Below are 18,717 nucleotides of genomic sequence, written 5' to 3'. Positions count from 1 at the left end.
TTCATTTGAGATTGAGTGGGAACAGCCCTTTTTACAGCCCTTTTTTATGTCCCCCGTATGCTGGTCGATCGTGCTTGGATGGAAGCGTACATGTCCAGGAAAGGATTGGGTTATGAATCAAGATTTGCAGGATCCGCATGATCGGGTGAGGCAGGAGGGGCCCCCATCAGGCGCGGTCCAGGACATCAAGCATTGTACGGATTATCGTGTCTGTGCAGCCAAGGCTGATCAGCTCCTCCCTCAGGCTGCGAGCGTTGTCTTTATAATACGCTTCGTTCGATTCTATGGCAGAGAGCGCCTCATGAAGTGAGTCGGGATTCAGTCCTTTTGCGCTCAAATTAATTCCTGCCCCAACCCGTTCAAGGCTTTGGGCGTTGAAGTTCCTCTCAAACGCCTTACTGGGGAATACGATTTGCGGAACGCAATAGCTGATGCCATCCATCATGGAATTCTGGCCGCCGTGGTTAATGAACACCTTCGTCCTGGGAAATAAGCGGGAGAACTCCGCTCTTTTCTCGAAAAATATATTGCCAATTCGCTTTTTCCCCTTTGATCCGGCGACGATGACCTTATAACCAGAATAGTCAGAGTCCGAAAAAACTTCCGTCAGCGTCTTCTCGAGCTTCTTCGAGCTCACCGAACCATTCCCCATATACACTAATATGAGGTCTTTTCTTTGTCGCTCATCAAAATCCACCGGCTTTTTCATAAACCCGCAGTACACGACGTTCGGATCATCCACCGGTTCTAAAGACGGAGTACTCGGAATAAATTTTCGCTCTAACCAGTCGAACAGCTCCAGGGAGGAATTTATCGGAGGCAAGGAGAACTCGCTTATGAAACGCCTGACGCCAGACGCGTACTTCGGGGCGCTTGCATAGGCTTTACGGGTTGTATATGAGGATGATCCAAAAACCGGTACGCCTTCGATCCTGGCGGCGAGTATCGCAGATATATTGACTTCGGAGTAAATCGCATCTGGAGAAAACCTCCGGATCGCTTTTCGGATGGGCTCAACGCTATCGCATATGTAGCGATAATCCAGAGCTCCGGCGAAATGCAGCACCTCCTCGAAACTTTTTATCCGCACTTTGCCAACGACTCCCAATTTGCTGAGGGCAGGGAGCATGTTCCGCGACAGGAAGCTCGGAAGTCCCAGGGGCGATGGGGCGGGGATCTGGAACGTCGCCATTCCCGCAGGCGGGTCGCAATTACCGTCCGTTGCGACCCCCATGAGGATCTCGTGACCTGCGTCATCCAATGCTTTACTTATCGCGAGCGCCCGTGACCATGGTCCGCTCGTAGTCGCGCGGGCGAACATAGGAACGATGAGTACTTTCATGGAGGCCATCCTTTCGGTCGTCTTGATGCGGTCCACTCTGACCGCGACCCTCGATGAACTGTCCTTATTATCATTATCAATCATTTTAACCCTTTTCACAATATGATTGCAGTGGTTCTCGGGAAGAGACATCCGAAAGGGAAGAAACATCGGAAAGTCTTTCCACTCCTCCTCCTGATGCCTTCCCCGGTCTTCACCCCTCTTGCCAGCCTCTTGCCGGGGTTGCCGAGGTTGTCGGCCCACCCCATCGGCGACGCGGATCGGCCAGAACGCGGGCCAGGCGGTTCAAGAGGAAGAGGGTCGCGGCGCCATGAGTATGATGGGAAAGCCAGATCCAAACAGCAGAGGAGCTGAAAATGAAGAAGATCATCCTTGATCTTGACACAGGCATTGATGACACTTTGGCCATTGTGTACACGTTGGCCGCGCCGGACGCCGAGCTGATCGGAATCACGGGGGCTTTCGGCAACGTCAACGTGGATCGGGGGGTGAGGAACGCCCTCGGGATTCTGGCCATGTTTGGTAGGGATGACGTGCCCGTGTACCGTGGCTGCGACCGCGGCTTGTCGGCGACTGAGCCTTACGAGCCGACGTGGGAAGAACACGCTCTCTGGCATGGACATAACGGAGTCGGCGATGTGACCATCCCGGCGACCCCCAAGCACGGGCCGGCCGCAGGGAATGCGGTCGACTTCATCATCGATTCCGTTCGCAAGCATCCCAAAGGGGATCCGGAGGGGGAAGTGGTGGTCGTCCCCACCGGCTGCTCGACCAACATCGCCACCGCTCTGAAGAAAGCGCCGGATATCATCGATAAGATCACCATCGTCACCATGGGCGGATCCCTGACCCAGCCCGGCAACGCCAGCCCTTTCGCCGAAGCCAATGCCACCGTCGACCCTGAGGCCACCGACTACATGTACTCCACCGCGGCCGATATCACCATGGTCGGCCTGGACGTCACCATGCAGGCCTTGATGACGGAGGAAGACGTGGATGAGCTGGGCAAAATCCCCACCAGAACCGCGCGATTCCTCCATGACATGCTGCTTTACTACCTGGGCGTCAGCAAGAAGTACGACCCCTCCTACCTGGGCGGCTGCAACCTGCACGATCCCCTGGCCGCGGCCGTGGCCATCGACCCCAGCCTGGTGAAGACCTTCCCCATCAACCTCATGTGCGAAACGGAAGGCCCTTCCGCCGGTCGGACCATCGGCGACCCCAGACGTCTGCTGGCCGAACCCAAGAACACCAAGGTGGCTTTGCAGCTGGACCGTGAACGCTTCAAGGGCCTCTTCATGAAGCATCTTTTCGCGCTCGCAAGCGGTGCTGGGAAGGCTAGCAATGTCAGCAACGCCGGCACTTTTGGCGCTGCTGGCACTTCTGGCAAGGCCGAGGAGTAGGAGGTAGGCCATGACTGGAGCAAATCAAACCAAGCCTTCCGACACTAGGGTTTCCGATACCAGAATTTCCGAAGCCAAACCATCTGATTTCGAAGAGAACCGGGCCAAGACGAAGAAGGCCCTTCCCGCTCTGCTTATCATCTTCGTGCTGGGAACCCTGATGATCCAAGCCTTCAACCTGGTCTACCAGAACATCGGCGACTCCTTGCACATGTCGGCCAGCGCCTCCCTGATCAGCACCCTGCCCGGCATCATCCTGGGGGTGGTTTGCATGCTTTACGGAACCCTGTGCGACTTCATCTCACCCAAGCATATGACCATTTTCGGGGTCAGCGCCCTGACTCTGGGCAGTCTTCTGGGCTTCTTCGGCTCCGGTGATTTCTGGCTGATTCTCGTCGCCCGCATCATCCAGGTGGCCGGCGGCCAAGTTGCGGGGTCGGTCTTCCTGGTCATGTCAGTCAAATATCTGACCGATAAGGAGAAGGCCATCTATCTGGGCATCTACAACGCCGCTTATTACCTGGCCGCAGCCATCGGAGTCTTCGCCGGCGGCCTGCTGGAATCCATCGGCTATAAGTGGCTTCTGCTCATTCCGGCTCTGTCCGTGCTTTTTGTGCCCCTGCTGCTCAAGAACACGCCCGACATCAGCATGAAGGGATCCAGAATCGACGTCCTGGGCATCCTGATTTTCGCCCTGATCGCCGCCTTCATCGCCATCTATTTCTCTTATCCCAGCGTTTGGTACATCGTGGCCGCGGTCGTCCTCTCCCTGGTCTTCGGTTTCTACGTGGCCAAAGGCAAGAATCCCTTCCTCAGTAAGAAGTTCGTGACCAACAAAGCCTATATGAGCAGCATCCTCATCCTCTTTGTTTACTACTTCTTCAACTTCGCCTGCGTGCCCATTTATCAGGTCATTGGCGAGGGGATTTACTCCATTTCGCTGACCCAGGTCTCCTTCTACCTGACTTTCGTCTATCTGGTGGCCACTGTCCTTGGCGTGGTTTCCGGGCCGATTGTCAATAAGCTGGGCAGATTCAACACCATGGTTCTCTCCAGCGTCCTCATGATTGTTGGCTTCGGCGGCAGCGCCTTGTGCATCAAGACCAGCTTCGTCTTGTTGACCTTCTTCGCCTGCCTTTTCATCGCCGGCATCACCATCGTTTACACGCCGATTTACGACGCCGCGTCCGACGCTTTGCCGGTCGAGGAGAATGGCCGAGGCATTGGCATTTGCGATCTGACCATGAACACGGCAGCTTCCATCGGTCTGGCCATTTACAGCAGCCTGATGGTCAACAGGGGCTTCGCCTCTCATGGCTGGATCATGGCGGGGAACGCGGCCATCAACAAAACCGCCAACATGTTCTGGATCATGCTGGCTGCGTCTATCATCACTCTGATTCTGGTTTTCGTCTTCCGCAAGAATTTGGAAGGCAAGAGAGTCCAGGGGCGATTCGTCGGTCGTGGCTATTTTTAGGCTATTTTGATTATTCAATGATCTAATAATCATAGTTTGGGGCGGCCCGGATTTCTCCGTACCGCCCCTTGTTTTATCGGCGATTGTTATTTGTCATCTTCAGGCAATTTCCGCGCTCTCTCTGGGTTGCCTTTGGACTATCTCTGGGTTGTTATCTCCAAATCACTTGCACCTGATAATCCTTGCCTAATGCACTGGTGAAAACAAGACTCAAGTTCTTCTCGGCGTTGGCCTTCGCCTGTTTGAGAATCCCCAGCTTGACTGATTCGAACTCGCTCTGTTTGATGATTTTCTTTTGCAGGATGTCCAAATCAGAAGGGGAAAGCTGATGGAAGATGTTGTTTTCCTCATACCGAACGCCCGTACGTTTGGGGTCCATCGTATTCGACAGTATCATCGGCTGGTTCAGAGTGACTACGATGGTCTTGTCCTTCTTCCGGAATTTGAACTTGGCTGTCTTAAGGTTGACCCCGGCCTTGATGGTCCCGGAATAGCGGTAAACAAAGCCGCTGGAGGTGAAGGGGATGCTGAAATTCTTGATCTTCGTTGAACCGCCATACCAGTCGGCGATATCATATGCTTGGGAGGCGGTTGTCAGCTCATTCTCCGATTTAATTTGTTTGAAAACGGCATAAGTCTGGATGGTTGAATTGTCTTGCGAGAAAATCGGCATCGCGCTGAACATGCGAGGGGCGACACTAACCAGGATGCAAGTCACCACGATACCAACAAGAAAGCCAGTCAACCCCCCCTATTGATTGTTTGATTCTTCCTTTCGGCTTTGGCCTGTTCTCTGGCTGGTTTTCCGCTTGGCTTTCACTCTTTGCCATGATCGCTCCTTCATAAAAGGCTTCATAAGAAATTTCCTGTGGAATTTCCACCTCACAGTGGAATCATCCGGTCTCATCATATCAATTTTTGACTTGGGCAGGGCCGGGAAGTGGATTTGCATAAGGTAGGGGGGATGGGGTTGTGTAGACCAAGGTTGATCAGGGTTGATCAAGGTAGACAAAAGGTTGGCCAAGGCTGATGACGTGTATACGAAACGAGGTTACAAAAAATCGGGGTTGGGAATGGCGGCCTGTTTTCTGTAACCTCGTTTCGTATACACGGCTGTTTGTCTTTTGACTATCTTTCCCTTGTCTTTTCCCCCTGCTTCAAGGTCGGCCTAATCAGCCATGCCTCTGTGTGCCTATGCAATGTGAGCCCATCATGTGGACTTGCAATATGAGCCTGTCAGGTGGGGGCTTGTCATGTGAGCCTGCAATGTTGGCCTGTTATGTGGGTCTGTCATATGAGCCTGTATGTAGACCTGTCTGACTACGGTTGAACGAGTTGACCCGCTCTCGCAACGTGTGCATAATCGAGGTGTCTTATGCGTGAAAACCGTGAAATCGTCCCAGTCTTCTTCACCACTGACGAGAAATACGCTCCTTACCTATCCGTGGCCCTGACGTCGCTCATTGCCAACACCGACCCCACGTCCGATACCTCCTACCGGGTCATCGTCGTCCACAAAGACCTCAGTCAGCAGGCGCAGGAGATCTTCCAGGCCATGTCCACGGACAAGGTCGCCGTGGAACTGTACCCCATGCGGGACTACATGATTCAATCCATCAATTCGGACCACAACAAGCTGAGGGCCGATTACGAGACCCTCACCATCTACTTCCGTCTCTTCCTGTCCGAGATGTTCCCGGACATCGACAAGGCCATCTACCTAGACGCGGACACGGTCACCAATGTGGACATCGCGCAGCTCTATCGGATCGATCTGGGGGACAACTTCTTCGCCGCCGTCAACGACAACTTCGTGGCCGCGGGGGAGGAGACCTCCTATTACACCCTGAACGCCTTGGGCATCCCTTCATCCGAATACGTCAATTCCGGAGTCCTGCTCATGAACCTCAAGGCCATGCGGGAGGCGGGCTTCGTGGACCACTTCGTCAAGCTGCTCAACGCCTACCATGTGGAATCCATCGCCGCGGACCAGGATTATCTGAACGTCATCTGCCGGGGGCGGATCCTGATGCTGGGATACGAGTGGAACACCATGATGGCCGATGGGACGTCCGGGCCCGAGCATCCCAAGATCATCCACTATAACCTCTTCGGCAAGCCTTGGAATTACAGGGATGCCACCAACGCCGACTATTTCTGGCGGTATGCCGAGGGGTCCGCTTATTACTCCCAGCTGGTCGAGGGGGTGGAGAATTTCACTGAGACCGACGCCAATTCCGATGCGCGTAAGAAGGCCAAGCTCATCGCCGGCGCTTTACGGGTGCCGAAGAATGAGGTCACCTTCCGCAAGTTGGAGGAAGAAGGGGTGAGGGTTCGTCTGGCTGGCTGATTGGCCAGCATATCGTTTGAGGCCAGGCTTCCCTAGGTCTCCCTAGGCTTCACTGGATTCGCAGATCCACCCCGCTTTCGGCCACTTTCCTGAAAGTCACCTCGTTTTTGGGTATGGAAACGGCCCCGGTCATCATGGTCGCCTTGCGCTTGTCATCAAAAGAGGGGTCGCGCTGGGAGAATTCCTTGAGGATGGCGATCAGCTTGGGATAGTAGGCCGACCCTTCGGCGTAGCGCCAGAAGTAGTCCGCCAAAGGGGCGTCGCGGTAGTGCCAAGGCTTGCCGAAGAGGTTGTAGTGGATGATCTTAGGGTGATCCGGCCCTTCAGTTCCATCCCCGGTCATGTTGTTCCACCGCCGGTCCAGGTAATGGATCCGCCCGTTGCACATGACGTTCAAGTAGTCCTGGTCGGGGGCGATGGATTCGAAGTGGTACTTGTTCAGCAGCTGCACGAACCGCTCGGTGAAATGGCCCTCCCGCATGGCCTTGAGGTTCATGAGCAGCATGCCCGAATTGACGTATTGGTCGGAGGGGATGCCCAGGCCTTCTTCGGCGTAATAGACGGTCTCGGGATTGGCGGCCACGAAATTGTCCGCCACGGCGGCGATGAGGTCATGCCCTAAATCGGTCCGGTAAAGCTGGGCGATGTCGGCGTTGATGACGGTGTCCGCGTCCAAGTAGATGGCCTTATCAAGGCCAGGGAACATCTCGGACAGGAAGAGACGGAAGTAGATGGTCATGGTCACGTAGTCGGCGTTGAGTTTGTTCCGGTCCGAATTGATGGCCTCGATCAGGTAGGACTCCATGGGGTAGAGCTCGATGGCGATGCGGTCCGTGGCCATTTGGCGGAAGAGCTGCTGGGATTCCTCGCTCAGGCCTCTGTGGACGATGAGAATGCGGTAGGTGGTGTCCGCCGTCGGGTCCGTATTGGCGATCAGAGATGTGAGGGAAACGGACAGGAAGGGGGCGTATTTCTCATCGGTCGCATAGAAGATGGGGACTGTTGTGGGCATGGGATACCTCTTTGGTTTGGTTTTTCATCTGGGTCCGGCCCAGGCACTTCGTCCCATGATAGGCCTTTCTATGAACAGGGGATAAGTGAGGTTCACAGAACCTTCACACGAAAATGGGTTTCAGCCTTGCGACAGGTGAAACCCGGTTGGTACCAGGTGAAACCCGGTTGGTACCAGGTCGGGGAGCGGCCCTTCCCAAGAGGTGCCGGAGGGAGGAAAGCCGCCTTTCCCAAAGCGCGCCGGAAGGTGACCTTTCCGTCCCCCGCATGTCGCGAATCAGCGAAAAGTCCTTTCATGCGATATGATATATCATAGGTTTTTAGAAGTTGGCCAGACGAGTCCTCGAAGAAACGCTCGAACTTAAGTGTCGATTGCGGCTTTTCGGTCAAGGGGACTATAGTGAGTCGAGTTTGCACAAAAAGGCAGACGTAAGGAGGCGGATATGAACGGTTTGGCATCGACCGTGACCCTATCGGCTTTGCAACTTCCCAGCAAGCTTCCTGGGCTGGATGAATTCCTTCCCAAGCCTTTCATCAACAACCCCGTCTTTGGCATGAATCGCATCATCATGATCCGCCTGATCATGACCGCGCTCATCATCCTCGTCCTCGGCATCACCGCCGCCCGGGCCAAGCTGGTTCCCGGCCGCTGGCAGGGGGCCGTGGAATGGGTGATCGAGTTCGTGCAGAACAACATCACCTACCAGGTCATGGGGGAGCTGAGGGGCAAGGAATACACCCCCCTGATCACCGCCATCTTCCTGACCATCGCCTGTTTCAATCTCTGCGGGGTCATCCCCGGCGCCAACATCGCCGCCACGGCCACCGTGGTCATGCCTCTCTTCTTCGCCCTGATCGCGGTCGGCTCCTACGTATGGACGGCCCATAAGCAGGGGGGCTTCTTCAAATTCCTCAAAAGGGAGATGTTCCCGGCTGGAATCCCATGGCCGGTTTACATCATCCTGGCCCCCATCCAGCTCCTGGAGCTCTTCCTCTTCCGCCCTATGTCCCTGACCATCCGGCTTTTCGCCAACATGATCTCCGGGCATTTGCTGGTTGCCATCTGCTTCTGCCTGACCAATTTCTATCTGGTCTCCCAGCTCGGCGCCATCAAGCTGGCGGGCGTGGTTTGGTTCCTGGGCGGTTTCGCTCTGACGGGCTTCGAGATGTTCGTCGCCCTGCTTCAGGCCTACATCTTCGCCGTGCTGACCACGGTCTACATCAATTCAAGCTTCCCCGAGGCCGAATAAACCCGGGGCTGCCGGACATGGTCCGGTTTTAAAATTAAAGACTTAAGGCAACTTAAGACCGAGGTTCCGGGCATCCGCCGGGAGTCTCAACACTTTAGCGAAATTCGCATAAGGAGGAAACATGGATCTCGTGACACTCGCAGCTGTCGGCGGTAACTTGAGCGTGCTCGGCTACGGTCTGGCTACTCTAGGCCCCAGTATCGGTCTGGGCATGATCTTCGGCAAGGCTCTGGAATCCACCGCCCGCCAGCCCGAAGTGAGCAACAAGCTCAACACCATCATGTACATTGGCTTCGCCGTGGTCGAGGTTTTGGGCCTGCTGGGCTTCGTCACTTTCCTTATGGCCAGATAGCAACCTGGATTCGCGAAAGCAACAGGCAACGGTCGTGCAATTGATAGTGAACAAGCTGAACAAACACAGTAAAGGAGGTGCGCAGTGATCTCAGCCGAAGGCTCATCCAGTATCTCGCTTTTCGTCCCGGAAACCTACGACATGTTCTGGTCGCTCGTGGTCCTCGTGGTCCTTGCTGTTTTCTTCTTCGTCTTCTTCATGCCCAGGTTCCAGAAGATCTTCGATGAGCGCGCGCGCCGCATCGAAGGGAACATGGAAAAGGCAGAGAAGGCCAGCCAAGAGGCGGAAGCGGCCAAGCAGAAGTATGAGGATCAGCTGAAGAACGCTCGTGTGGAGGCCTCCAAGATCCGCGACAACGCCCGCGCCGAGGCGACCAACATCATCGCCGACGCCCGGTCCCGCGCGGAATCGGAGGCCAAGCAGATCTCTGATAAAGCCCAGAAGTCCATCGAGTCCCAACAAAGGCAGGCTCTGGTCGCCCTCAAGGGCGAAGTCGGTTCTTTGGCCACCGCCTTGGCCGGCAAAATCCTGGATACCCAGCTGCAGAGCAGCGCCGTGCAGGATTCCATGATCGATTCCATGATTTCGAACATGGAAGGCACCGGATCCGCGGAAGGCCTGAAGAGCCAGGAGAGTCGGTGAGGCATGCACGGAGAGACATCACTCGCGTCTGAGCAGTCGGTAAGGCGGTACTTCGGTTCCCGTCTGAAGGAGGACGGCCTGTCCGCAGGCCGGATCTCCCAGGAGCTTTTCGGCTTCTCCGCGGTCTTGGACTCCAACCGGAAGCTGGAAAGGGCCCTGACCGACCCCTCCCGTTCGGCGCAAGACAAGCAAGCGCTCGTCTCCACCATCCTCGAAGGCAAAGTGCAACCGAGGACCTTGGAGATTCTGCGGGCCTTGGTCGCCTGCCAGTGGAGCCGGGTCACCGACATCTCCAACGGGGTGGAGGACCTGGCCATCGACGCCGTCCTTTACCAGGCCGACGCCGAAGGCAAGATCGGCCGCGTGGCCGTGGAACTGGCCAAGATTCATTCCACCATCCTCAACCTGACCGCCGTGCGCTCCTACCTGTCCGACCCCACCGTGGATCCGGACAAGCGGGTCGCCTGCCTGCGGACCCTGTTGGGGGGCAAAAACGATTTGGACCCCATCACCATGACCTTGGCCGAACACGCGACCCGGGACCTGCGCAACCGGCGTTATCTCTCCACCCTTTCCTGGTTGATCGAGAAGATCTCCGACCATTCCGGGGAAGAGGTCGTCACGGTGACTTCGGCCGTTCCCCTGACCGACCAGCAGACCCAGCGTATTACCGATCTTTATACACAGAAACTCAATCATCCCGTCCACATCAACTCGGTCGTCGACGAGACCGTCCTCGGCGGCCTGCGCATCCAGGTGGGGGCTCAGGTGACTGATACAACAGTTGTGGCACAGCTGCATGATTTGCAGCGGGTGCTGTAGAAAAGGAGTGATCAATGCCAGAACTGACCATCGATCCCGCCGCGATTCGCCAGGCGCTCAACGATTTCGTTGAATCCTACAAGCCGTCTAGCGCACCGACCCAGGAAGTGGGATATGTGAAGACCGCCGGCGATGGCATCGCGCAGGTGGAGGGCTTGCCCGGCTGCATGGCCAACGAGCTGCTCACCTTCGAAGATGGCACCTTGGGCTTGGCTTTCAACCTTGACGCCCGCGAAATCGGCGTGGTTATCCTCGGTGATTTCATCGGCATCGAGGAGGGGCAGGAAGTCCGCCGTACCGGCGAAGTCCTGTCCGTCCCCGTGGGGGATGGCTACCTGGGCCGCGTCGTGGATCCCTTGGGGCATCCGATCGACGGCCTGGGTGAGATCCAAAGCGAAGGCCGCCGGATCCTGGAAGCCCAGGCTCCCGATGTGATGCACCGGCATCCGGTGGACCAGCCCATGGAGACCGGCATCAAGGCCATCGACGCCATGACCCCTATCGGCCGCGGCCAGCGTCAGCTCATCATCGGCGATCGCCAGACCGGTAAGACCGCCATCGCCATCGATACCATCATCAATCAGAAGAAGAACTGGGAGACCGGGGATCCTTCCAAGCAGGTCCGTTGCATCTATGTGGCCGTGGGCCAGAAGGGGTCCACCATCGCCTCCGTGCGCGCTTCCTTGGAAGACGCCGGAGCCATGGAATATACCACCATCGTGGCTTCCCCCGCTTCCGACTCCGCCGGTTTCAAATACATCGCCCCTTACACCGGTTCCGCCATCGGCCAGCACTGGATGTACAACGGCAAGCATGTGCTCATCGTCTTCGATGACCTGAGCAAGCAGGCCGAGGCCTATCGTTCGATCTCCCTGCTTCTGCGTCGTCCGCCGGGGCGTGAGGCTTACCCTGGCGATGTCTTCTACTTGCACTCCCGCTTGCTTGAGCGCTGCGCAAGGCTGTCCGATGACATGGGCGGCGGTTCCATGACCGGCCTTCCCATCATCGAGACCAAGGCGAATGACGTGTCCGCCTATATTCCTACCAACGTGATCTCCATCACCGATGGGCAGATCTTCCTCCAGTCCGACCTCTTCAACGCCAACCAGCGCCCGGCCGTGGACGTGGGCATCTCCGTCTCCCGCGTGGGTGGCGCCGCCCAGACCAAGGCCCTGAAGAAGGTCTCTGGAACCTTGAAGATCTCCTTGGCCCAGTACCGTTCGCTGGAATCCTTCGCCATGTTTGCCTCCGATTTGGACGCGGCCTCCAAGGCCCAGCTGACCCGTGGCGCCCGCCTGATGGAACTGCTCAAGCAGCCTCAGTTCTCTCCTTACAGTTCCGAGCAGGAAGTGGTTTCCATCTGGACCGGCACCCATGGCAAGCTGGATGACCTGGATTTGGCCGATGTGCTCCCCTTCGAGCATGGTCTTCTGGATTACGTGGACCACAACACCGACATCCTCGACGTCATCCATACGACCGGGGACTTCACCGCCGAGACCGAGCGGAAGCTGGCCCAGGCCGTGGACGCCTACCGTCGCGTGTACGTGAAGAAGGACGGCACTCCTCTGGTGAACGTGAAGGCCGAAGCCGCCAAGCTCACCAAGGTGGAACAGGAAGTCATCTCCGCCCGTCCTTCAGGCGACCGTTCCGGATCGAACGAGCCGGGCGAGAAAGCTGAGTAACAATGGCATCACAGCTGGCATTTAAATCGCGCATCGCCTCCACCGAGTCCTTGAGGAAGATCTTCAACGCTCAGGAGATGATCGCGTCATCGCGCATCGCGAAGGCTCGTGGTGTCGCTCTTGCTGCCAAGCCGTTTTCCGATGCCATCTTCGACGCGGTTCGGGCTTTGGCCGCCCACACCCACATCAACCATCCCATCTTGGGCAAGAGCGAGAAGAACCCGCGGGTCGCGGTTCTCGCCCTGACGGCTGACCGGGGTATGGCCGGAGCCTATACCTCCTCCATCATCCGCGAGACCGAAACCCTTCTCAACCGTTTGGAGGCCGAAGGTAAGAAGCCCGAGCTTTTCGTCTACGGCCGTCGTGGGGTCTCCTATTACAAGTACCGCAACCGTGAGGTGGCCGGCACTTGGGAAGGAGAATCCGAGGCCCCCTCGGTAGAGATGGCCGCCAGGATCTCCCAGACCCTCTTCGACACCTACATGGCTCCCGCCTCCAAAGGCGGGGTGAGCGAGTTCTACATCGTTTTCACCGAATTCGTCAACATGGTGGTGCAGAAGGTCCGTATCCTCAGGATGCTGCCCGTCGAGGTGAAGATCCTGAGCGGGGAGGATGACGCCCTCGCCGGCTTGGATGCGGCCGAGCCCCAGGAAATCAACCAGCCCAGCCAGGATGCGCAGGCCGTGAGCCAGTCGTCCAAGTCGGACCAGAAGCAGGTGAAAGCCTCTCCGCTTTATTCCTTCGAGCCCAGCGCTTCGGAGGTCTTGGACAACATCTTGCCTAAGTATGTGCAGTCTCGCGTGCATGAATGCCTGCTGACCGCCGCCGCTTCGGAGACGGCCTCCCGGCAGAACGCCATGCATACGGCAACGGATAACGCCCGCAAATTGGTCGATGAGCTGACCCGCAAGCTGAACGCTTCCCGTCAGGCGTCGATTACGCAGGAACTTACTGAAATCGTCGGCAGCGCGGACGCGTTGAAGACGGAAATCGAATAGGAAAGATAGGAGCACAATGGCACAGGAATATGCTTCTACGTCCCTTCAGGCCGAACAGCTGGATGAAGCTGAGGCGGTCAAGGGCCGTGTAACACGCGTGCAGGGCTCGGTGATCGACATCGAGTTCCCTATCGGACACATGCCTGATATTTACAATGCCTTGACGGTGGATATCCCCGCCGTGGGGTCTGTCGAGGGGGAAAGCAGTGCGACTATCACCCTGGAAGTCGAACAGCATCTGGGCGACTCCATCGTCCGCGCTGTGGCCCTGAAGCCGACCGACGGCCTAGTCCGCGGGGCCGTGGTCACCGATACCGGCGGCCCCATCGAAGTGCCGGTGGGCAATGTGACCTTGGGGCACGTTTTCGACGTCTCCGGCCACATCCTCAACAAGCAGGATGACGAGCAAATCGAAGTCAAGGAGAAGTGGCCCATTCACCGCGCCGCTCCTCGTTTCGACCAGCTCGAATCCAAGACCGAGATGTTCGAGACCGGCATCAAGGTGATCGACCTTCTGACCCCCTACGTGCAAGGCGGTAAGATCGGCCTCTTCGGAGGCGCAGGCGTGGGCAAGACCGTGCTGATTCAGGAGATGATCCAGCGCGTTGCCCAGAACCATGGCGGCGTGTCCGTCTTCGCCGGCGTGGGCGAGCGTACCCGTGAAGGCAACGATTTGATCGGCGAAATGGAAGAGGCAGGCGTTCTCAACAAGACCGCGCTTGTCTTCGGACAGATGGATGAGCCTCCGGGGACCCGTCTTCGCGTCCCTCTGACCGCCCTGACCATGGCCGAGTACTTCCGCGACGTGCAGAACCAGGATGTGCTGCTCTTCATCGACAACATCTTCCGCTTCACCCAGGCCGGTTCCGAGGTGTCCACCCTGCTGGGCCGTATGCCGTCCGCCGTGGGTTATCAGCCGAACCTGGCCGATGAGATGGGCTCCCTCCAGGAACGCATCACTTCCACCCGCGGTCACTCCATCACTTCCCTGCAGGCCATTTACGTGCCGGCCGATGATTACACCGACCCGGCCCCCGCCACCACCTTCGCCCATTTGGACGCAACCACCGAGTTGTCCCGTGACATCGCCTCCAAGGGTATCTACCCCGCTGTGGACCCCCTGTCTTCTACTTCCCGGATTCTGGACCCCCGCTACGTGGGCCAGGCCCATTACGATTGCGCCAACCGCGTCAAGGCCATCCTGCAGCGTAACAAGGAGCTCCAGGACATCATCGCCCTGATCGGCATCGATGAGCTGGGCGAAGAGGATAAGACCACCGTCGCCCGCGCCCGTCGCATCGAGCAGTTCCTGGGCCAGAACTTCTACGTGGCTGAAAAGTTCACCGGCCGTCCTGGTTCTTACGTGCCCGCTGACGAGACCATCGAGGCCTTCACCCGCATTTGCGACGGCGTTTACGACAACGTTCCCGAGCAGGCCTTCTCCGGAATCGGCGGCATCGAGGACCTGGAACGCAAGTGGCATGACCTGCAGAAGGAACTGGGTGAGTAGCGATGGCTGACTCCGATAAGTCCGTCATGAAAGTGGACATCGCCGCTTCCGACCGGCCCATCTGGTCGGGGGAGGCCACCTACGTGGTCGTCCCGGCGACGAACGGCGCCATGGGCATCCTGCCCGACCACGAGCCCATTCTCTCCCTCTTGACCGAAGGCAAGCTGGTGGTGACCGAGCCGTCTGGAAACAAGCACAGTTTCCTGGTGCGCGATGGTTTCGTCTCCTTCGACTCCAATACGGTGACGGTGGCCGTGGAGCACAGTTCCCAAGAGGAGTATGGCTTCCCAGAGGAGGCGGATGGCTCCCCGAAGGGGAAGGCTTAAGCGTTTCCGTCCGGCAGTGGCGCTGGACGTGTGATGTTTCCCCTATGGGGGTGGACCGCGATTCGCTTGGTGAAAGCGGGTTGCGGTCCGCCCCCTATTTTTATCTTTTGGCCACGATGGGGACGAAGTCAGGAAGGACCTGTGACTGGGGTATACGGTCAGCGGGATGAAATCAGGGGGGTGGGGATAGTATGGAAACAACCGCATGGGATGAAATAGTGGATATCCCGCGGGAAACCGTCAAGGCAGCGTACGGAGGAATGAAATATGAGCATGGGAATGATGAAGGCGGAAGGGTCCGCCTCGCGATTCGCCTCCAACGGCTGTGCGCGGTGAATTGACGACTTCGCTGACGCTTTTCTAGAGGCGATCGCCGGGTAGACGAACTCGAAGACGGCTCCCCTCGGCGATCAGGGCTTGTCACCGGACAAGTCGACGCTTCTTGCAGACTTTCTTGTGGCCTTTAGGGACCATTGGAACTTTTTCAGGGGCCCCGTGGTTTTCTTTCCAAGGACTTGTTGACTTTGACAGGCAGAAGAGCCAGGGCCTCCGTCGAGTGGATAGACCATCGGCGCAGCCGATGAAAAAAAGATGATGATACGCGGCTCGGGCGATGAACCGAATCACTGGGAATCGCCGCCGCATAAAGACGATTTCAGGAAAATCGATGATGAATCAACAAAATCGGAATAAAAATAAGGAAGTGGTTCTGGAGGCGCGGCATGTCACCAGGACTTTCGAGAAGGGACGGTTCACCGCTGTCAGCGATCTGTCTTTTCGCCTTCGAAAAGGCCATATTACAGGCCTGATCGGCGTCAACGGGGCAGGAAAAACGACGACGATCAAAATGTGCGCGACCCTGCTCAACCCCAGCTCGGGACAGGTCTTAGTCCACGGAGTTGACACCGTGACTAATCCGGCGGCCGCCCGCGAATGCATCGGCCTCATGCTCGGAGGAAGTTCCGGCTTCTATCCGCGCACGTCGGTAAGGGACAATCTGCTTTTCTTTGCGGACATAGCCAATGTCCCGGCTCGAGAGCGCAAAAGCGAGGTGGACCGGGTCCTGGCCGAGGTGGAGCTGACCGACTTGGCCGGCAAGAAGGCCTATGAGCTTTCCCGGGGGCAGTATCAGCGTCTTCACATCGCCCGCAGTCTGCTGGGGTCGCCCGACATTCTTCTCCTGGATGAGCCGACTTCCGGCCTGGACCCGGACGTGGCCTTGCGCATCCGCAGCCTCATCCGGTCCATCGCCCTCAAAGGGACGGCCGTCCTGTTGACCTCCCACTCCATGGAGGAAGTGGAGGAACTGGCCGACTCTTTCATCGTCATCAACCACGGACGGATGAAAGTGGCTGGTCAGTTGGCTGATGTGGCGGCTTACGCCCATCTGTCCTGGACGACCACCTTTGATTTCAGCCCGACCGATTCGTATGACCTGCCCGCCGTTGAGTCTTATGTAGGGGATTTCGGCAGGGTCATGTCCCGGGCCTTCGGCGGACTGTGGAGGGTGACGGTCATGTGGAAGGATTCGGCCGGCATGACCGAGGACCGGATCAGGCGGTTGGTTTCCGGTTTGGAAGAAAAATTCCGGACCGAATCCGTCTTCACCCGGACGGCCAACTTGGAAGACGCCTTCCTGGCCATCGCCCAGATGTCGGATGATGAGGAGGGCCAGGCATGACCCCGTCCCGCTTTCTTCGCATAGCCCGCTTCGAGCTCGGTCAGTTCGCCAGCGTGGGCTACTTCGTTCAAACCGTCATTTTCGCCACCCTCTCCGCCTGCATAGTCCAGCGCCTGGGCGTCCTGGCCTGGCATAGCGACCCCTACCTGTGCTTCCTGCGGTCCGCGGCCATCGGTATGTGGACCTCGGCCATCAGCGCGACGGGGATCATCGGCTTCGAGCGCTCCAAGGGAACTTTGGTCTACTTGGTTTCCGGCCGAACCAATATCGTCATGACCTTGGTCGCCTTGGTGTCCTCCGTAGCCACTTTCAGCCTCAACTCTTTCCCCCTGGCCTGCCTCTTCTGGCTGATACCGGGCAGGGGAGCGGTCAGTCCGGCCTTCCTGGGGGTGCATCTCCCGCTTCTGATCGTCGGGATGCTCCTTTTCTGGTTGGCCACCCTGTCCATCACCTTCGTCATGGCCCTCATCTCGGTCATCACCCCGCGGGCCTTGGCTTATGAAGGGCTCATCCTCACTCCGGCCCTTTTCTTCTCCGGGATCTTCCCCATCGCTTCGCCGGTCTACCGGGGCTTCGAGACCGTTTTCTCCTTCCTCCTGCCCACGACCTCGGCCACGACTTTCCTTTATTCCTATCGGAATCCTCGAGCCATGGTCTTATCGGCTTCGCTTTGCCTGCCAGTGACCGCCTTATGGATGGTCGGCTCCCGACTATCCGCCGGGCGGGCTTTCCGGGCCATGCGCACCTTCGGCACCGTGGAGGTGATCTGATGAACTCTTTCACCGCCTTCTTCGCCCGTTTGGGAACGGCGATCAAAGTCAGCCGCCACGCCTCTCAGGCCATGGCCACGCGGATGACCGCCCTGGTCTCCATTGTCCTCATTCCTCTTTTCGACCTCTTCTTCTCCTTGCTCATGGGGGCCAGCCTTCAGGCCGACAGTCTGGTTCGGATCGGTTACGCCAGCACCTTGGTGGGGATAGGGATTACCGCCATGTCTTTCATCAACCAGAGCGTGGTCTACGCCCGCTGGGTGGGGATCATCCAGGATGTCATCCAGCGGCGGGGTCCGTACCCCGTGTATTGGCTGGGGATCTCCTTCTGGGCCGCTGCGGCCGCCCTGGGGATGGGGCTGGTTCCTTTCCTGGGGACTTTCGCCTTTGATGCCTCGCATAGCGGTTCTCTGCTCCTGACCGCCCTGGCCGCCGTGCCTTTGGCCTTGTTAGTCGGCATCGCCCTGGGCGCTTTCACTTCGGCTTTCGGTTTGCTCATGAGCGACCCTTACGCCTTGTCGAACGCTTGCGGCTTCCTGCTGCCCATCACCGCAGGAACCGTGGTCCCGCTGGGATATTACCCCTGGCATCTGGGCTCGGTTTTGCGCTTTCTCCCCTTGTCTTCCCTGGTCCAGGCTTTGACTGGGCGGACCCCTCTGGGGCAGGCCTTGCTGATCGAGCTGGTCCAGGCCATCGTTTGGACCAGCTTCGGCTTCCTGGGGATGCGGGTGGCCGTCAGCCGGCTGCGGTCGGGGGAGATGAAGCAGATCCTCTGAGACTCCCTTTGAAACCGTCGGCTCCCTTGATGCGTCCGAGGCCTTTCGCCTTGTCGGGGGAGCCGATTACAATCGCTTCTTGTGTGTGCCGCTGGTATGCCTATGTGAAGGTGTACGGCAGCGGGACATCCCTGAATCCTATGACGTTCCTTCAGCGATGGAGGAGTCAGGAGAGGGGCCATCGGGCCGGTGGACTGTGGCTTAACTCATTTTATGGCAAGCCGCATGAGTCCCGCGTAAAGCGAGGATCTGCGGTTTCTTTTTTGGGGTGTGGCGCAGTGTGGCGGCCACGCGAAAAGAACTGATGACAATCTGATATAAG

18 protein-coding genes are annotated in these 18,717 nt (G+C 57.7%); 14 read left to right on the top strand and 4 right to left on the bottom strand.

Annotated elements, in window-relative coordinates; genetic code table 11:
- Positions 1 to 166: 166 nt before the first annotated feature.
- Positions 167 to 1,426 (bottom strand): glycosyltransferase, encoded by a 1,260-nt coding sequence (locus tag PSDT_RS06970; protein WP_223293526.1) that lies wholly within the window; start codon positions 1,424 to 1,426, stop codon positions 167 to 169.
- 272 nt (positions 1,427 to 1,698) lie between these two features.
- Between PSDT_RS06970 and PSDT_RS06965 the strand changes: the two genes are divergently transcribed.
- Together PSDT_RS06965 and PSDT_RS06960 are read left to right on the top strand one after the other, a co-directional pair.
- A complete protein-coding gene (locus tag PSDT_RS06965; RefSeq protein ID WP_006288620.1) occupies positions 1,699 to 2,745 on the top strand; it encodes a nucleoside hydrolase in 1,047 nt (348 codons plus the stop codon).
- 10 nt (positions 2,746 to 2,755) lie between these two features.
- Positions 2,756 to 4,222 (top strand): MFS transporter, encoded by a 1,467-nt coding sequence (locus PSDT_RS06960; RefSeq protein WP_006288621.1) that lies wholly within the window; start codon positions 2,756 to 2,758, stop codon positions 4,220 to 4,222.
- Between the two features lie 151 nt (positions 4,223 to 4,373).
- Here PSDT_RS06960 and PSDT_RS06955 read toward each other — a convergent pair whose 3' ends face one another.
- Together PSDT_RS06955 and PSDT_RS08680 are read right to left on the bottom strand one after the other, a co-directional pair.
- The gene (locus PSDT_RS06955; protein ID WP_006290098.1) at positions 4,374 to 4,907 is read right to left on the bottom strand and encodes a DUF4230 domain-containing protein; all 534 of its coding nucleotides are present in this window, start codon (positions 4,905 to 4,907) and stop codon (positions 4,374 to 4,376) included.
- Positions 4,908 to 4,920: 13 nt separating this feature from the next.
- Complete coding sequence (locus tag PSDT_RS08680; protein ID WP_263053130.1) at positions 4,921 to 5,052, bottom strand: hypothetical protein; 132 nt, start codon at positions 5,050 to 5,052, stop codon at positions 4,921 to 4,923.
- A gap of 545 nt (positions 5,053 to 5,597) precedes the next feature.
- Between PSDT_RS08680 and PSDT_RS06950 the strand changes: the two genes are divergently transcribed.
- Complete coding sequence (locus tag PSDT_RS06950) at positions 5,598 to 6,572, top strand: glycosyltransferase family 8 protein (protein WP_006288623.1); 975 nt, start codon at positions 5,598 to 5,600, stop codon at positions 6,570 to 6,572.
- 49 nt (positions 6,573 to 6,621) lie between these two features.
- On the opposite strand, the gene PSDT_RS06945 is transcribed toward PSDT_RS06950, so the two are convergent.
- Complete coding sequence (locus PSDT_RS06945) at positions 6,622 to 7,584, bottom strand: glycosyltransferase family 8 protein (RefSeq protein WP_006288624.1); 963 nt, start codon at positions 7,582 to 7,584, stop codon at positions 6,622 to 6,624.
- Positions 7,585 to 8,026: 442 nt separating this feature from the next.
- Here PSDT_RS06945 and atpB point away from each other — a divergent pair, with 442 nt between their 5' ends.
- The 11 genes from atpB to PSDT_RS06890 all read left to right on the top strand — a co-directional run bounded on the left by atpB (position 8,027) and on the right by PSDT_RS06890 (position 18,395).
- On the top strand, positions 8,027 to 8,833 hold the full coding sequence (gene atpB, locus PSDT_RS06940; RefSeq protein ID WP_006288625.1) for a F0F1 ATP synthase subunit A: 807 nt from the start codon (positions 8,027 to 8,029) through the stop codon (positions 8,831 to 8,833).
- Positions 8,834 to 8,954: 121 nt separating this feature from the next.
- Positions 8,955 to 9,185, top strand: coding sequence for an ATP synthase F0 subunit C (gene atpE, locus PSDT_RS06935; RefSeq protein WP_006288626.1), 231 nt, complete (start codon positions 8,955 to 8,957; stop codon positions 9,183 to 9,185).
- A gap of 84 nt (positions 9,186 to 9,269) precedes the next feature.
- Positions 9,270 to 9,827: a F0F1 ATP synthase subunit B gene (locus PSDT_RS06930; protein WP_006288627.1), complete on the top strand. Its 558-nt coding sequence runs from the start codon at positions 9,270 to 9,272 to the stop codon at positions 9,825 to 9,827.
- A 3-nt stretch (positions 9,828 to 9,830) separates the two neighbouring features.
- Complete coding sequence (locus PSDT_RS06925; protein ID WP_006288628.1) at positions 9,831 to 10,649, top strand: F0F1 ATP synthase subunit delta; 819 nt, start codon at positions 9,831 to 9,833, stop codon at positions 10,647 to 10,649.
- 14 nt (positions 10,650 to 10,663) lie between these two features.
- Positions 10,664 to 12,334 (top strand): F0F1 ATP synthase subunit alpha, encoded by a 1,671-nt coding sequence (gene atpA, locus PSDT_RS06920; protein WP_006288629.1) that lies wholly within the window; start codon positions 10,664 to 10,666, stop codon positions 12,332 to 12,334.
- 2 nt (positions 12,335 to 12,336) lie between these two features.
- The gene (locus PSDT_RS06915; RefSeq protein WP_006288631.1) at positions 12,337 to 13,332 is read left to right on the top strand and encodes a F0F1 ATP synthase subunit gamma; all 996 of its coding nucleotides are present in this window, start codon (positions 12,337 to 12,339) and stop codon (positions 13,330 to 13,332) included.
- Positions 13,333 to 13,348: 16 nt separating this feature from the next.
- Positions 13,349 to 14,842, top strand: coding sequence for a F0F1 ATP synthase subunit beta (gene atpD, locus PSDT_RS06910; RefSeq protein ID WP_006288633.1), 1,494 nt, complete (start codon positions 13,349 to 13,351; stop codon positions 14,840 to 14,842).
- 2 nt (positions 14,843 to 14,844) lie between these two features.
- A complete protein-coding gene (locus PSDT_RS06905) occupies positions 14,845 to 15,168 on the top strand; it encodes a F0F1 ATP synthase subunit epsilon (RefSeq protein ID WP_006288634.1) in 324 nt (107 codons plus the stop codon).
- A gap of 667 nt (positions 15,169 to 15,835) precedes the next feature.
- Positions 15,836 to 16,849, top strand: a complete 1,014-nt coding sequence (locus tag PSDT_RS06900) for an ABC transporter ATP-binding protein (RefSeq protein WP_006290102.1) — start codon at positions 15,836 to 15,838, stop codon at positions 16,847 to 16,849.
- A complete protein-coding gene (locus PSDT_RS06895) occupies positions 16,846 to 17,619 on the top strand; it encodes a hypothetical protein (protein WP_006288636.1) in 774 nt (257 codons plus the stop codon). The genes PSDT_RS06900 and PSDT_RS06895 overlap by 4 nt, the downstream gene beginning before the upstream one ends.
- A complete protein-coding gene (locus PSDT_RS06890; protein WP_006290103.1) occupies positions 17,619 to 18,395 on the top strand; it encodes a hypothetical protein in 777 nt (258 codons plus the stop codon). Before PSDT_RS06895 ends, PSDT_RS06890 begins: the two co-directional genes overlap by 1 nt.
- Positions 18,396 to 18,717 lie beyond the last annotated feature (322 nt).

This window comes from Parascardovia denticolens DSM 10105 = JCM 12538, assembly GCF_001042675.1.
In the GTDB taxonomy this organism is placed as follows: domain Bacteria; phylum Actinomycetota; class Actinomycetes; order Actinomycetales; family Bifidobacteriaceae; genus Scardovia; species Scardovia denticolens.
Note: the sequence above shows the minus strand (reverse complement) of the source record. Positions and strands in the feature narration are given on the sequence as shown.

Coding starts and splice junctions, on each gene's coding strand:
- PSDT_RS06955 (WP_006290098.1), bottom strand. CDS start 4,907: ATGTTCAGCGCGATGCCGATTTTCTCGCAAGACAATTCAACCATCCAG.
- atpB (WP_006288625.1), top strand. CDS start 8,027: ATGAACGGTTTGGCATCGACCGTGACCCTATCGGCTTTGCAACTTCCC.
- atpA (WP_006288629.1), top strand. CDS start 10,664: ATGCCAGAACTGACCATCGATCCCGCCGCGATTCGCCAGGCGCTCAAC.
- PSDT_RS06895 (WP_006288636.1), top strand. CDS start 16,846: ATGACCCCGTCCCGCTTTCTTCGCATAGCCCGCTTCGAGCTCGGTCAG.
- PSDT_RS06945 (WP_006288624.1), bottom strand. CDS start 7,584: ATGCCCACAACAGTCCCCATCTTCTATGCGACCGATGAGAAATACGCC.
- PSDT_RS06915 (WP_006288631.1), top strand. CDS start 12,337: ATGGCATCACAGCTGGCATTTAAATCGCGCATCGCCTCCACCGAGTCC.
- PSDT_RS06960 (WP_006288621.1), top strand. CDS start 2,756: ATGACTGGAGCAAATCAAACCAAGCCTTCCGACACTAGGGTTTCCGAT.
- PSDT_RS06890 (WP_006290103.1), top strand. CDS start 17,619: ATGAACTCTTTCACCGCCTTCTTCGCCCGTTTGGGAACGGCGATCAAA.
- PSDT_RS06965 (WP_006288620.1), top strand. CDS start 1,699: ATGAAGAAGATCATCCTTGATCTTGACACAGGCATTGATGACACTTTG.
- PSDT_RS06900 (WP_006290102.1), top strand. CDS start 15,836: ATGATGAATCAACAAAATCGGAATAAAAATAAGGAAGTGGTTCTGGAG.
- atpE (WP_006288626.1), top strand. CDS start 8,955: ATGGATCTCGTGACACTCGCAGCTGTCGGCGGTAACTTGAGCGTGCTC.
- atpD (WP_006288633.1), top strand. CDS start 13,349: ATGGCACAGGAATATGCTTCTACGTCCCTTCAGGCCGAACAGCTGGAT.
- PSDT_RS06905 (WP_006288634.1), top strand. CDS start 14,845: ATGGCTGACTCCGATAAGTCCGTCATGAAAGTGGACATCGCCGCTTCC.
- PSDT_RS06950 (WP_006288623.1), top strand. CDS start 5,598: ATGCGTGAAAACCGTGAAATCGTCCCAGTCTTCTTCACCACTGACGAG.
- PSDT_RS06970 (WP_223293526.1), bottom strand. CDS start 1,426: ATGATTGATAATGATAATAAGGACAGTTCATCGAGGGTCGCGGTCAGA.
- PSDT_RS06925 (WP_006288628.1), top strand. CDS start 9,831: ATGCACGGAGAGACATCACTCGCGTCTGAGCAGTCGGTAAGGCGGTAC.
- PSDT_RS08680 (WP_263053130.1), bottom strand. CDS start 5,052: ATGGCAAAGAGTGAAAGCCAAGCGGAAAACCAGCCAGAGAACAGGCCA.